10 protein-coding genes, 1 pseudogene and 2 CRISPR repeat arrays (1 of these 13 running past the window's edge) are annotated in these 14,280 nt (G+C 34.0%); of the genes and pseudogenes, 3 read left to right on the top strand and 8 right to left on the bottom strand.

Features of this window, described 5'->3' with window-relative positions; genetic code table 11:
• A CRISPR array of direct repeats spans positions 1-341; the repeat unit is 32 nt; unit sequence ATTTCAATCCACGCACCTATAAGAGGTGCGAC (it extends 553 nt beyond the left edge of the window).
• Positions 342-510: 169 nt separating this feature from the next.
• The 8 genes and pseudogenes from cas2 to NHG49_RS30165 form a co-directional block, all read right to left on the bottom strand.
• A complete protein-coding gene (gene cas2, locus NHG49_RS30200) occupies positions 511-801 on the bottom strand; it encodes a CRISPR-associated endonuclease Cas2 (protein WP_147740160.1) in 291 nt (96 codons plus the stop codon).
• 9 nt (positions 802-810) lie between these two features.
• On the bottom strand, positions 811-1,842 hold the full coding sequence (gene cas1c / locus NHG49_RS30195) for a type I-C CRISPR-associated endonuclease Cas1c (RefSeq protein ID WP_137059006.1): 1,032 nt from the start codon (positions 1,840-1,842) through the stop codon (positions 811-813).
• Positions 1,839-2,498 (bottom strand): CRISPR-associated protein Cas4, encoded by a 660-nt coding sequence (gene cas4 / locus NHG49_RS30190; RefSeq protein WP_002166869.1) that lies wholly within the window; start codon positions 2,496-2,498, stop codon positions 1,839-1,841. Before cas4 ends, cas1c begins: the two co-directional genes overlap by 4 nt.
• On the bottom strand, positions 2,488-3,348 hold the full coding sequence (gene cas7c / locus NHG49_RS30185; RefSeq protein ID WP_002166868.1) for a type I-C CRISPR-associated protein Cas7/Csd2: 861 nt from the start codon (positions 3,346-3,348) through the stop codon (positions 2,488-2,490). Before cas7c ends, cas4 begins: the two co-directional genes overlap by 11 nt.
• Before the next feature lie 2 nt (positions 3,349-3,350).
• Positions 3,351-5,263: pseudogene (gene cas8c / locus NHG49_RS30180) on the bottom strand (type I-C CRISPR-associated protein Cas8c/Csd1).
• Complete coding sequence (cas5c, locus tag NHG49_RS30175) at positions 5,264-5,983, bottom strand: type I-C CRISPR-associated protein Cas5c (RefSeq protein ID WP_258127115.1); 720 nt, start codon at positions 5,981-5,983, stop codon at positions 5,264-5,266. It abuts the pseudogene before it with no gap.
• Between the two features lie 168 nt (positions 5,984-6,151).
• Positions 6,152-8,581 (bottom strand): CRISPR-associated helicase Cas3', encoded by a 2,430-nt coding sequence (cas3, locus tag NHG49_RS30170; RefSeq protein WP_137057035.1) that lies wholly within the window; start codon positions 8,579-8,581, stop codon positions 6,152-6,154.
• A gap of 143 nt (positions 8,582-8,724) precedes the next feature.
• A CRISPR array of direct repeats spans positions 8,725-9,284; the repeat unit is 33 nt; unit sequence ATTTCAATCCACGCACCTACAAGAGGTGCGACT.
• Between the two features lie 252 nt (positions 9,285-9,536).
• A complete protein-coding gene (locus NHG49_RS30165) occupies positions 9,537-11,231 on the bottom strand; it encodes a helix-turn-helix domain-containing protein (protein WP_258127114.1) in 1,695 nt (564 codons plus the stop codon).
• A 156-nt stretch (positions 11,232-11,387) separates the two neighbouring features.
• On the opposite strand from NHG49_RS30165, the gene NHG49_RS30160 reads away from it, so the two are divergent.
• The 3 genes from NHG49_RS30160 to NHG49_RS30150 all read left to right on the top strand — a co-directional run bounded on the left by NHG49_RS30160 (position 11,388) and on the right by NHG49_RS30150 (position 14,270).
• A complete protein-coding gene (locus NHG49_RS30160; protein WP_258127113.1) occupies positions 11,388-11,732 on the top strand; it encodes a hypothetical protein in 345 nt (114 codons plus the stop codon).
• A gap of 64 nt (positions 11,733-11,796) precedes the next feature.
• Entirely contained in the window at positions 11,797-13,185 is a 1,389-nt protein-coding gene (locus tag NHG49_RS30155) for an MBL fold metallo-hydrolase (protein WP_258127112.1), read from the top strand.
• Positions 13,182-14,270: a SagB/ThcOx family dehydrogenase gene (locus NHG49_RS30150; RefSeq protein WP_258127111.1), complete on the top strand. Its 1,089-nt coding sequence runs from the start codon at positions 13,182-13,184 to the stop codon at positions 14,268-14,270. Before NHG49_RS30155 ends, NHG49_RS30150 begins: the two co-directional genes overlap by 4 nt.
• Positions 14,271-14,280 lie beyond the last annotated feature (10 nt).

The raw sequence follows: 14,280 nt of genomic DNA, 5'->3' as shown, positions 1-14,280 counted from the left end.
GAGGTGCGACTTTATGTGTTTCGCTAGACTGTGCCCTCTTTGATAATTTCAATCCACGCACCTATAAGAGGTGCGACAATTCAAAGGGCATATGAAAAAGATTCTTTTAGGATTTCAATCCACGCACCTATAAGAGGTGCGACAATAGCATCGCTATAGCAATACCAAACGTTCCGAAATTTCAATCCACGCACCTATAAGAGGTGCGACTAAGTACGGTGATCAATATGTTGAGCCGAAGATAATTTCAATCCACGCACCTATAAGAGGTGCGACTTCCATAATTGATTGAGTTGGCGCTCTATAAAAATTTCAATCCACGCACCTATAAGAGGTGCGACTCCGATTTGTGTTCAAAATCCTACACAAATACGCTAATTCTGTTCAAAAATATGCAAGTTTTTTTATTAGATAAAGAAACTTGCATAGAAAATCATAAACTTTACTCATAAATTATGAAAATTCAGGTGCGAATGTACAAGGAATTTCATGTGTGCTATACGTTCGCACCTAAAAAATTAAAGGACCTTCTAAATCTATTGATTCTTTTACACCAATATGTTCAACCTTATTTTTATAGTTATTACCTAACTGATAAAATCTGAGACTATCCTTATCTTCGTCAATAATTTTAATTAATTCCATTTTTAAAGTAGCAAGTTGAGCTGCATCAACAACACATTCAAACACTGAGTTTTGGACTCGTTGACCATAATTTTGACATACTTTTGAAACTTTCCGCAGTCTTTTTTGTCCTGCACCGCCAACAGTGCTTACATCATACGTAATTAATACTAGCAAATGTTACACCTACTTCCATAAAAATGGTGGATACTCATCTAAGTCATTACGTAAATAACGAGCCAATAACAAAGCTTGTGCATGTGGTACTAATCCCCAAGATATTTTTTCACCAAGATATGGATGTGTTATTTTTTCTTGCTTTTTATTTTGCCAAGCCGCTAAAAATTTTTTTCTAGCTTCATCTGTCATGATAACAGCTCCATTTTCCTTTTTTAGAAAATCTCCTTTGTTTATGACTTTTTTATTAATTAATGACAAGACAAATTTATCTGCACATACCCCTCGCAGCTCTTCCATGATATCTAAAGCCAAAGATACCCTTCCTGGTCGATCTCGATGTAAAAAACCAACATATGCATCCAATCCAACACCCTCTAATGCGGATGTCATATCATTTGCTAATAATGTATAAGCGAATGATAGCATTGCATTCACATTATCTAATGGAGGTCTTCGAGAACGTCTATTGAAATAAAAATCCTCTTTTTGTTGTAGGATCATTTGATCAAATAATTTATTATAACTTGTCGCAGCCTGCCCTTCCAATCCTCTTAATCTTTCTAAATTCTCACATTCCCTTACTTCAAGAATGATAGATGATAAGTGTTGAGAGATTACTTTGAATTGAGCCACATCTATTCGTAATGGATAATCTCGAGTCATTCTTTCAATTATCCATTTGTTATTGTAAATCTTTCCAACAATGAAGTTGCGCGCAATTTTAGCCGATATAACTTCATCTTCTGATATACGATATTGTTTCTTTCTTAGAATGACATTCCCCTTACTTTTTCCAATAACTCTAGCAAGAAATTGTCCATACATTGTTAAAAATACCAATGAAATATTTTTTTCTGCACAATAACCCATAAGTGCAGGACTTGTACCAGTATAGCCAAAAGACACAATTGATTCTAAGTTATGAAGTGGCAACCTTCCTATCTTCTCCTTTTCCTTAAGAAGAACGATATTATCACCATCTAACGATAAATAAACATCTGGTTGAGTTATAAATAATGTATTAAGAAGTTTTTTCATTCATGAATCTTCCCTTCAATATAACTTTTTACAGATCTTTTATTCATTAATCCTGGTAAGCATAAATTTTGAAGGGAACATTTTTTACAAAACGATCCAGTTTTTACTTTAGGAGTATACTTGCGTTTATAATAATCATACATTTCTTTGACAATTGACCTAACTTTATTCTTTTCATGTGCTGTTAGGGGTACTTCGATTCGGTGTTTTATTTCATTATAAAATATAAAGCCGGTCTTTATTTCACAAAGCAGCATTTCTTCTAGACATATAGCTTGTGCTGTTAATTGTAAAACATCCGAATCGTTTATTTTGGGTTTCCCGCGTTTATATTCGATTGGGTGAACAATATATTTTCCCTTGGCACCATTTATTTCAATCCCACTATTATCTTTAATAAACTCTACCACATCACAAACACCTGTAATTCTAAGTTCATTTGATTTTATGGGCATCGCACGCACAGTGAGTTTGTTTCCTCGTTTTTCCTTAATAAATGGCTGATCAGCTTTCTGATGAAGAAACTTTCCTTCAATCGTTCTAACGTTTTCTTCCCATTGTTGTTCAATATGAATGAGAGCCCATTGTCGTTTACAAAATTGAAAATGTTGAATACCGGATAACATTAAATAACTATTTTCTTCATTACAGTCCATCAATAGTCTCAACTTTTAAGCTATCTAATTCATGTACCAAAATGTTATAGTCATCAATTGTTTTTGGCTCGTCAACGTTCCGCTTAATATCCAGTAAACGGTGTACTTTTGCGGAAGAGTACTGGCCAAGTTTTGAATTATGCTCCCACCAACAAACTTTATGTACTTCTATACTTCCTTCAGGACGTGCTGCTGACGCATCATTTTCAAACAATGTAACCAATGCATTTTTAATCTTTTCCGCATCTTCGTTAGTAAAACCTGTCTTTTCTGCTAATTGTGTATTAATACTTCCATAAAAAACATAGACTCCAAAATCAACACGATGCTTCATCCCCATCGTATCTGAACCTTTATCCTTCCCAGGCTCAGAATTTACACTTTTCGTAATCTGCATACTAGTAATGTCAATTGGATCAACACTAGTTGCCGTATGAATTGAAACAGGTCCTCTTACTCCAACAGAGACACCTTTTCCAGCTCCTCCTTTAAATGCAAAAACTTGTCCAAAGCTCCTTACATCAATCCACTCTTTACATGCGATTGCAGCAAATTGTTCATGAGGATTCTCTTTTGACTTTAACGCTTTGACTAAATCTACATTTGTTTCTGCTCTTTCCCTTAAACTATTAAACTGGTCTACCTTCCTGTCATTTGATTGAACAAAAATGGATTCTTCCATGTCTTGCAGACGATTTCTAATCTTTCTTTTAATGGCTACATCAGAGATTTCCCCGTGGCCATCATAATTTTGTCTTGGACGATTCCCGTTCAAAGGATCTCCATTTGGATTAGCCTTGGTAACAGATAGAACAACTGCAAAATCGATTTTATGGTTTAAAGTTGTCATTATTAATTCTCCTCTCCATTATTTACTGCATCATCTAGTGAAACATTCTTTTCTTTTTTTGATACAACTCATGCCGTTGACTATAAAATCCTAACAAATATTTTCCTGATAGTGGTTTATTATTGAAATCTTCGATTTTTATTTTTGAGCCAACCTCATCAATTAATTTGTTATAATACCAAACTTTCTCTCCCAAACGTGCTTGATATGGCTGTAGAGCCCCCTGAATCGTCTTCCATGTTCTTTCTGGATGTTGAGAAAAGGAATTCATATATCTTCTAGCATTTGTAGCACGTTGATCACCGGTATTTAAAGAATTTCTTTCCAAAACATCCGCAATTGCAAGAAGACGACCAAATAGATAATCACGATCAATATTTTCCTTATCTAATACCAATTGATATCCCTCCATTGTATTAATTAATGCACATGTAATGCTTAGTGTTTTTTCCCATTCCCATTTATCCATTGATAGAGGGTTTGATGCACGCTGAAAGGCACTTCTAACAATGTCGAAGGGGATTTTTCTCTCATCTATGATGCAAGGCAGCATACGCTCCATCAAACCCTTGACTACTTTCTCGTTTGCTTTTGGCCCATAAGCAGCAAAGGCAATATCTCTCGTTGATGGTGCTCCATAAAATTTAACAAATTCATTATCTGTACTTTTACGATAGCTATGCTCCCATACACAAGTAGAATGCCAGTTCTTTAACCTGTTTAAATAAAGTTTTTTATCCATATTACGATAATAAAGAACTGCTAATCTACCTGTTGTCGCTGAATCAAGCAAGAGAATATTTACATTCTCACTGGACGATAAATTATTTTTATAGCCATCAATCGCCTTAGCAACTTCATTGGCAAATTGTTCATGTGTATAAGATTTGACTTCTCGCTTTTTCGTTACTCTTAAATCCATTGAAAAAATGTTGTAACTGTCCTCTACAATATCTGGAATATCTTCTGCATCATTGCCCCAGACAAGAAATACACGTTGATCAATGATTTTCCCTTGCTTGTTAATAAGCCATTTCAATGCATTATGCGCTTTTTGGGACACATCATAACTAACGTTAGCAACTTCATTAGCCTTTTGAAATCTTCCTCTAAATGTAAATCCACTTGTATCATTTGCAGAAATCAATTTTGCCTTGTCCCCTGCATTCCTTATTTTATTGGCATGTTTGTCCGTACTTGGCATTATCTTTCCTGTTACATAGCAATAGTCATCTTTACCCAAAAAATCATTATAAAATTTGATAAAAGAATCGTACATTAGGGAATCTTTCCAGACCTTTGTTAGCATCTCATTCGGAGAATATACATTAAACCTAATAAAAGCACTTTCTTGCTTACCTGTAACTGTTGAAAAAATGGGCGGTTTTTCACCAAGGAAAGCCTCAGCCTTTTCATCCCATGCTTCAATTAATTGGTCATTTGCATCAACATGCAAAACTTTTTGTTCGACTAAATCTTTTATTAATTGTCTTTTGCTTAAATAATTATAGATGCTCTTTACTTTATCTGTAGCATAGGGAGATACTGCCCATTTTTTTAATTGACTTATGTAGGCTGAGAAAGGTTCTTCTTTTTTGATTTTCCCCCCATAGTTAACAAAGTCACCTGCCACATAACTCAACTTATCATGTAATGGATAAGGAGCTACTTTTGAACCGGCTCTGTTTGCGGAATCTTCAGTACATGGAATCAATGTATTGGCATCAATTTTATCAATGATTTCCGCGGTGTGAAATTCACCATCTTCTGTAATTGAAACTTCGATATGAGCTGTTTGAGTGGTATGAGAAATAGGTAGTAATGTATATTCTTGGCCATTATATTTTTTTTCAATTTTACCGACTCGATCTAAGTTTGATTGATATGTCTCGTACAAATTTAATAGCCAACTCATTTATTCACCACCTTTTTCTAATTGTTTAATAAGCTCCTCAACTGATTCAACGTTTGAACGGTCAAAAACCTTTGGCTCCATCTTAGATATTTTACGAACTTGTGTACATTCCTCTGGTCGGATAAATTGAATAATCCCATCTCTCATTACCGGATTCCATAATCGAACCTCTAGTTCATTTCTACCTGTTTCATCAGGATAATTGAGCCCATGAACCATTGTACCTAAATGAATATCTCCACCATAATTATCATAAAAGCCTTTTCCTTCACCAAAAACACAAGGCTCCACATATCCTTGGCATTCTCTCGTTCCTAAAAAAATGTCTCTCCGTCCCCCAACTTTAAGTGAACGTTTTAGGATGTTATGATGCTTAAATTCATTACGGTCAAAAGCTAAATCTGGTCGATGAGGATTAAAGATAAAATGAGCCTGAACTTGGTATCTTACATTCTTTAAATATGTGTAATTTGCGAGTGTATTTCCGCCACCATACTCAATTGGACGAATACCTTTTGATTCCATTTTGATTGCATTCATAATTCTTATTTTATCTACAATTATAAGGAGAGTTGGCTTCCAGTAGATTGATTCGACAATCCCTTTAATAGCTTGATAAGTTGGTACTTGATAAGTTAACTTTTCTCCACCCATTTTCATCAAAGGATCTGTGAAAAGAGCGTAATCACCAAACACTTCAAATTCAATAGAATTTCTCAAAGATTCTCCCTCCTTTTTTATTTTCTATATTTTTCTAGTAAATTAATGATACCTTCCCTATGTAACAATATCAATATTTTACGATTATATATTATACGAAAGTTGAGAATTCTTCAGATGTGGTATAAACGTGTAGATTAAAAACCCTATCTCAAACAAAGATAGGATTTAAAATATAGCTGTCTTAAAATCGCTCTCATTAAGCAAATTCAAACCATATTCGTCATTATAAGCACCTTCCTTCAAGGCTAGAATTTTCCCATCAAGATAGTATACAAGTCCATCGTTTATTATCAATTGTTCTTTTTCATAGTTGAATAAGTTAACTGTATACTGCTGTGCCTTTCGTAATAATCGACTTAGATCCTCAATGGAACTATTGCTATTTAATTCTGCGATAATATCCTTTCCTTCTTCATATGGGACAATAACTGAAGTGGTTAGATCATCAATGACGTTAAAATGTTTGGCCGCTGTCTGGTAGCTATTTATAATAAATAACGGAATATCCTTTTTGGCGTGTTTATGAATATATGCTCGACGATAGCTATTTTCTATTCTCGGTGCAGATAATAGCTCAGTCATGTTCTTTTTTAGTTTTGGAATAAAATAATTTAGATCAGATTCAAATTCTGTATAATATTCTTTAAAATACCTTTTCATTGCCTCTCTTGATAAAATATGCCCACCATGCGATTTGTTGTTACGCTTCAAATCCATAAGAATTTTTTTCGTAATTTTCTTTCCGATTTTAATCTCCTTTAAACGATTTAGGTTTTCCTCTTCATAATCAATCACATAGACATTCTGTATACCCTTTTCTCCATGACGATTACACCTTCCTGCAGCTTGTGCTATAGAATCTAACCCAGATAGGGAGCGAATAACACACTCAAAACTCACATCCACACCAGCTTCGATTAACTGTGTGCTAATGCAAATGATTTTTCTTCCATCCTTGAGACACTTCCTAACCTCTTCTAAAATTTTATGTCGATGGGCCGCACACATTGTTGTGCTTAAGTGGTAAATTGGAATATTTAATTCTTGACTCTGTAATTGCGTATATAAATCTCTCACAACTGATTTTGTATTCAAAACAATGAGGATGCTTTGTACTTCCTCTATTTTTGTATGTATAAATGTTGTGAGTTTATCTTTATTAAAGATTTCATTAGTTGCTTGATCAATGATTTCTACTCTTTTAAATGCTTCAATTACATGATCGAGATTATTTATCATTTCAGCATCTGTATTTACGTCTAATTTCTGTTCTACAAAGTCCAAAGCAGGTTGAGTGGCAGTGCAGAGGACTATACTGGAACGACTATATACTTTTAAAAAATTCAAGGCTTGATTAAATAATGAAACACATGAAATAGGAACTTTTTGTACTTCATCAAAAATAATAATTGCCTCACTTAAATTATGGAGTCTTCTAGTATTTCTATTTCCCGTTGCGTAAAACACATTTAGAAACTGAACCATGGTTGTAAAAATAATAGGCGATTCCCAATTATCTTTAGCTAGCTTTAATTTTTGTTGTACGCTAATCATACCGTCTTCATTTTCATCATTATCATTCACTTCTTCAACTATATTTGAATGATGTTCTAAAATATTTTCTTCATCTTCTAATATTCTTCGGACCTCTTCCGCATTTTGCTCAATAATTGTTGTGTAAGGTACAACATAAATAATTCGTTTTTTATTATGGATTTTGGCGTGTTTTAGTGCATATCTTAAACTAGCTAATGTTTTACCACCACCAGTTGGAATAGATAACGTATATATACCTGATGCCCTCTCAGCAAACTGATCACACTGCTCTGACATCTCTGTTCTTAGAATATTAATAGGGGTATTTGCATTCTGCTGTTTTTTAAAAGAATTGATTTTTGACATGAGCCTCTCGTAGTATATCTCGAATAACTCACCAGATTTTATTACGGATTCTACACTTTTTTCTTCTTCAAATAATCGGGTGTTTGTTCTATCAGCATCAATTAATGTACTAAAGATAAATTTAGTTAAAAACATTAATTGTTTTTCAATATTTTCGGGGGATTCTTTACGTAAAAAACTTTCTAGTTCTACAGTAGCTTTGTTAACATATTCATGAAAATCTTTCTCGTTCATGACATGTTTAAAAAAGAATTGCTTTGTCATATCAAATGCATTTAATTCTTTATCTCGCACTCTATTTAAATAAGGTGATTCTAAGTCTGAATTTAAAAAATCTTGAAGGTATCCATGGTGAGAAATAATAGCATTTCCTACTATTTCAGATAGTATCCCTTTGTAAGGAATGATATCTTCAGTATGGAATAATTGATATAACAATTTTCCACCTGCAGTTGAATGATCAACACTTCCTCTTTTAGATGGAGAATCAGGGTTATTTACTGCTTCCAATATATACTCTTTAAACTCAATGGTATATTTACCTATATCATGGAGCATGCCCGCTAAACCAGCTAAATGTTTTATACCAATTTTTTCTCCATAGGTTTCGGCTAGTTCTTTTACCCCTAATAAATGCTCCTCAACAGTTTGAACTTGCTTGTCTTTTTCGCGGATATGAGCAATGTGGGTCATTCTATCTCCCTCCATTTTATAGTTTTAACATGTGTGTTAGATACTGCAGGTAGAGATGCGCCGATTTGAGTATCTAATGAGCTGAAGACTGTTTTGAAGTTAAAGCATTACCTTAAAAACCCCTTCTTCCTCAATCTTGTGATATTTCAATCCACGCACCTACAAGAGGTGCGACCATGGGCCGTCGGCAAATGCTGACCTTATATTTACATTTCAATCCACGCACCTACAAGAGGTGCGACATACTATCGTTTACGATGGGCCGAACATAAGAAATTTCAATCCACGCACCTACAAGAGGTGCGACCGCTTAGCTTAGGGTCATCTGAAAGACCCAGTAGATTTCAATCCACGCACCTACAAGAGGTGCGACTTTACAATGCAGAAGATAAGACCGTTACATTTAAATTTCAATCCACGCACCTACAAGAGGTGCGACTACTCTCCCAAATCATTGCAACCGGATCATTTTATTTCAATCCACGCACCTACAAGAGGTGCGACTGCAACTACTGGACTGAATCCCTCTTCTTTAAGGATTTCAATCCACGCACCTACAAGAGGTGCGACTAACTACCTATATCAAACAGAAGCAGGAGAAAAAATTTCAATCCACGCACCTACAAGAGGTGCGACTCTTTCGGTTAACATTAACGTCACACTCCTATAAATTTCAATCCACGCACCTACAAGAGGTGCGACCCCGATTTGTGTTCAAAATCACACACAAATACGGTAATTCTATTCAAAAGTATACAAATATTTTTATTTTATAAAGTAATTTGTATAAAAATCATAAATTCCAATCATAAATTATGAGAATTCCAGGTGCGAATGTACTAGGAATTTTATGTGTACTATACGTTCGCACCTAAAAAATTAAAGAGCTTTCTAAATCAATTGATTCTTTTACACCAATATGTTCGACAATAGCCTATATATATTAAGTCATAATTTACAATAAATTAACTACCTCTTGTCTCTCTATCCACTTATCAAGCTTATTCTTTGTATCATCATTTAATCGTTTCCTTTTACCGGATAACATCCTAGAAAGCGTTGAATACGAAATATCAATTTCTTTCGCTAACTCACGTATACTTTTATTATTCTTTTCTTTATACGTATTCATCTTTTCAATATAAAACTCGATGCTATTAGGAGTCTCTTGATTTAAAATACTAATTGGCTTCTCTTCAATTACTAGTGGCTTTTCTTCCATCTCGATGACTAATGGTGGCTGTTGCTTACTTTTCTTAGTAATCAACTCTTGTTGTAGTTTAACTAGCTCATTTGTAGGAGAAATAATTACTTTCAATTTTAACCAATAATTTTCAAACCAATTTTTCCCCTTACATTTCTCTTCATCAATTTCAGGAGAGTATTTCCACTCTTGAATTACTTGGTCCCTCATAAGATCATCTAACGTTTTTTCAAAAACTTGTCTTATTAGACTTGGTTTTCTATTCATACTTATCTCCATAACTTGTAATAGTCCTTTATGACCACCAATACTATATGAATGAGTAAGATGTTGATATGATTGTTGAATGCGCCAACGCCAACTTAGATATCTGGTTACTCTTTTATGGTATCTCTGCTGCTTGCTGTTATACTCCAGTGCTTTCTTAGATAATAAACCTGTTAGCTTTTCAGAACCGTATAGATATTTCGATAAAAAACTACCTGGTGTAACGTTCATACTCTCTATTCCCAATGTTTTATCCGTATCAATATCCTTTGCAATGATAATTTCATCCATTACAAATAATCTTCTAATTCTTTGCTTTTTATAAGCTAAGGTTTCATTTGGATCCTCTTCATTTAATATCACAATCTCATTATCTTCATTTACATAAATAAAAATGCTGGCAAGGGCAGCTAAACGCTCCATAATCTTTAATCTGTCCTCTTTTCGATAATAAGCTTTACCGTTCTTGATTTGCTTCATATTACACATCTCTAATATCTGCTCATAATGTACAGGCACAATAGTCTTATCATTTTCCGCACTCTTTACCCATAGTTCCGTTACAATATCGAGGCAATCCGCCGTCAAATCATCCATTACTCGAGTTAAAAAAGTAGAATCAATTAGCGTATTCCATCTTTTTAGCTCTTTTCTTTGTAATTTCATATCGCCATCATCATGTGCAGATACTACCACTAGACTATTTTGTTTATCCTGCAACTGAGCAATACGAACATTCTTATCTTGGTCATCTGTAAACTTATTCTTAGCAATGGTGTCTGATAAATGGTACATAAATCCTGCATTACTTCGTTCTATATACTCACTCTTAGCCTCTGAATCTAAAGGTACCTCTTTTGCGACAACAGGCAGTTTAATCCCAAATTCCATAAATAAATCGTTTTTTAAACATTCAAAAATTTCTTCTTTATGATTATCTAATCTAGGAAGAATGTCTATCGCAGATAATCCTAAGGCTTCTTTTTTAGAAACCCATTTCACTAACCTTTCAAAAGTCTGTGATGAATAAGTTGAGTTGTATATCTTCTGTAAATCTTTTTCTACATCTTGATAGAATTGTTGCCATTTATTTAAAACTCTTTCACTCCCCTCAACTCCAGTAAATAGAGGGTACGCTATATATAAAGTGTTTTGAAATAGTACTTTTAACTTTTCCACTAATAATCCTCCTAATTGCTTCTAATACAATTATATCAATTGCTATCCACCATTCATACCATTGGATATATCGTTTTAAAATTTCAGATTATTAATATGTATATTACTTCTTTTTTTGGGAAACATAATAACAATCTAAAAAAAAGGAGCATTGTAATGAAACCAGAAGATCGTATTCTAGATTTTAAAGACTTTACTAATGCGTTACAACAACATATTAGTGATACCATACCAAACACAAATTTTCTAATTGACAAACGTGATATGATGATTAACACATCAGAAGGAAAATCAGCAGTAATGTCATTAGATAAAGCTTATCGTTTTTATATAGATAGTGCATTGATGAATCCTGAGGCTACTCCTTCAGATTTAATGATAGGGGTACAATTTTTTGTTGAACAGTATCGTGAGAAAACCGGACGGGAAGTTATTTTTAGAGTAGAGCGTCCTGATTCTATTTCTGTTCCCGTAGTTATTGAACAGTGTTGTATTCGTTAATATATATAAATATACCTGATCGATTAATGATCAGGTTTTTTAAATCAAAGAGAGGTGTTTACCAATGAAAATCACATATATGGGACATGCTGGCTATTCAATTCAAATTGCTGGAGTGCATATATTGATAGATCCCATTCTTACTAAAACTTTTCAAAATGGTACCGCTGCTGTATACCCTCCATGTCAATTAGAACTCGACCATTTACCTCCAGTAGATGCTTTAATTATTACTCATTCACATCCTGGTCATCTAGAAATTCCAACTTTATCCTACCTTCCAAGAAGTACCTCTGTGTTTTATCCGTCTGATTCAACAATAGAACTTGTGCTCAAGAACATGGGATTTGTTCAAAGGACTGTATTAGAACCAGGTGAAGTAGTGCATTTTTCAGGTGTGAAATTTACTGTTACAGGATCTTCAAGTGGATGGCCAGAAATAGGATGTTTCTTTCAAGAAGACAATTCTTCTTGCTGGTACATAGGAGATACGTTAATTGATAAAGTAATGTTAGAGGGAATACTCCAAAATGTTGGAAACCCTAATTTACTAATATGTAATTTCCCTGGTTATCATCATCGATTTTTCACTAACTTTCAACTAGATTTCCCCCTACATGACTTAAGTAATACTCTTAATACTGTTTTAGAAATTAAACCCGATGTACTAATCCCTAACTATACAGGACTTCAGTATTTAGGTAACGCTGATTGGATTAATAGATTCATGTTTCCCATGTCAGCGGATCAATTCATAGAAGAGATTCTGCGCCTTAGACCAAATCAACGTGCAGCGAGCCTTCAACCTGGTGACGAAATAGAAATAAATTCTGATACACAAGTTATACACAAAGCATCTTCTCAGTTCGTAAAATCCCAATGTAATAAAGTACAACCATTACTATTTGATCCAACATTGGAGTTACCTGCCCTTCAAGATCCTAATCCAGAAGGGTTGTCATATGAAAATCTTAGAAAACGTATAACAAATTTTTTAAATGAAGATTTCATATCATGGTTACAAACAGAGAGTAATAAGAAATCTTCACTTTTATCTTTATACCAAAAATTAAACGTGAGATTTAGAATTATTATAGTTTTTCAGGAAGAAATAGAAGAATCTTGGTTGGTAAAAATGGAATTTAATAAACCTACAATAGAAGCAGAATCATTTGATGATATTAAGTATCCTACACAGATAGGAGTGCGAATCGCGGCCTCTATTCTAGATCGCTGGATTCGTGCAGAAATACCTTATTATTATGTATATTATTATGCACGCCCTTATGGAAACCTTTATAGAACCGGTTGTTTGTCTGATGGTACGGTAAAGGTTGAAGAGTTAGAATCTCGAGATTTACTTTCCCTTTATTTTAATAGCGATGTAAACCGTGTTTATCACCCATGGTTATTAAAACAGATTGCAAGATATACAGGAGGAAAATTAATATGAGAATTCGACGTCCAGTAGGAATTGTACTGCTTAACTCTCCTGCCGGCTTGGTACTCTATGATTCAGGAACGTTAAAACAATGGGACGGAGAAATTATCGCCACAGAATCAATAGCATCTCTCCTTACTTACTGTAATAAATGGCTGGATAAAAATTTAGTCATTCGATATTTAACTCTTTTAATTAACTGTGATGAAGATACAGCTAAAAAAATTATTATGGAGCTGTTAGATGCAGGAATTTTAATTCAAGAAAATCAATCTTTACAAAAGCATTTTGAAACACAAGAAGTCATTTGGCGTAACTATGGCTGGGAGGATCCATTTCTTTTTCATTTACACACTAATCAATTACCTAAAATGGATTATAAAACTGATCCTAAAGGTTTTGAAGATAAAGCATTGATGGAAAAATACTTAAAAATAGAAAAATTGCCTGATAACTATAAAGAAATGAATACTCGTATACAAATCTATTTGCCCAAAAACCCACAGGTAAAGCAACAAAAATTAACAGAAGTTTTTACTGACTGGGTAGGATCTGCACGCTATTCAGGTCCTCTAAGTTTAGATGAATTTTCCTGGATTACGTACTTGGGTTATGGCCAAACCGCAAACAGGCGACTTCCAATTACCGGAAACCATGTAGCGAAGACAAGTCCATCTGGAGGTAGTCGCCATCCAACTGAAGTGTACCCTATAGTGTTATCAGTAGATGGCCTAATTCCAGGTCTATATCATTACAATGTAAAAAATCATAGTCTTGAATTATTAAGAGAAAATTTTTATGAGGAATTTGTAAAGAAACATATTATTACTCACCCCTCTCGCCCTGCTTTTAAACCCACGGTTGTGTATCTTTATACTACGATATTTGAGCGGAGTATGTATCGATATAGAGAACCACGTTCATACCGTGTGATGAATTATGATCTTGGACATTTAATGCAAACTACGGCTTATTTAGCAAGTGCTATCAACCGTAGTTCATACAGAGGGTATTCTTTACATGATAGTATTTTAGATGATTTTTTAGATATTGATGGAATTTATGAATCTGTAATGTCTTTTACAATTATTGGATGATAGGAGAGGT

The sequence above is a fragment of the Bacillus sp. IBL03825 genome (assembly GCF_024712505.1).
GTDB lineage: Bacteria > Bacillota > Bacilli > Bacillales > Bacillaceae_G > Bacillus_A > Bacillus_A wiedmannii.
Note: the sequence above shows the minus strand (reverse complement) of the source record. Positions and strands in the feature narration are given on the sequence as shown.

Bases quoted from the DNA above. Each gene is read 5' to 3' on its own strand.
- cas1c (WP_137059006.1), bottom strand. From the start codon at position 1,842: ATGAAAAAACTTCTTAATACATTATTTATAACTCAACCAGATGTTTAT.
- cas7c (WP_002166868.1), bottom strand. From the start codon at position 3,348: ATGACAACTTTAAACCATAAAATCGATTTTGCAGTTGTTCTATCTGTT.
- NHG49_RS30155 (WP_258127112.1), top strand. From the start codon at position 11,797: ATGAAAATCACATATATGGGACATGCTGGCTATTCAATTCAAATTGCT.
- NHG49_RS30160 (WP_258127113.1), top strand. From the start codon at position 11,388: ATGAAACCAGAAGATCGTATTCTAGATTTTAAAGACTTTACTAATGCG.
- cas4 (WP_002166869.1), bottom strand. From the start codon at position 2,498: ATGGACTGTAATGAAGAAAATAGTTATTTAATGTTATCCGGTATTCAA.
- NHG49_RS30150 (WP_258127111.1), top strand. From the start codon at position 13,182: ATGAGAATTCGACGTCCAGTAGGAATTGTACTGCTTAACTCTCCTGCC.
- cas3 (WP_137057035.1), bottom strand. From the start codon at position 8,581: ATGACCCACATTGCTCATATCCGCGAAAAAGACAAGCAAGTTCAAACT.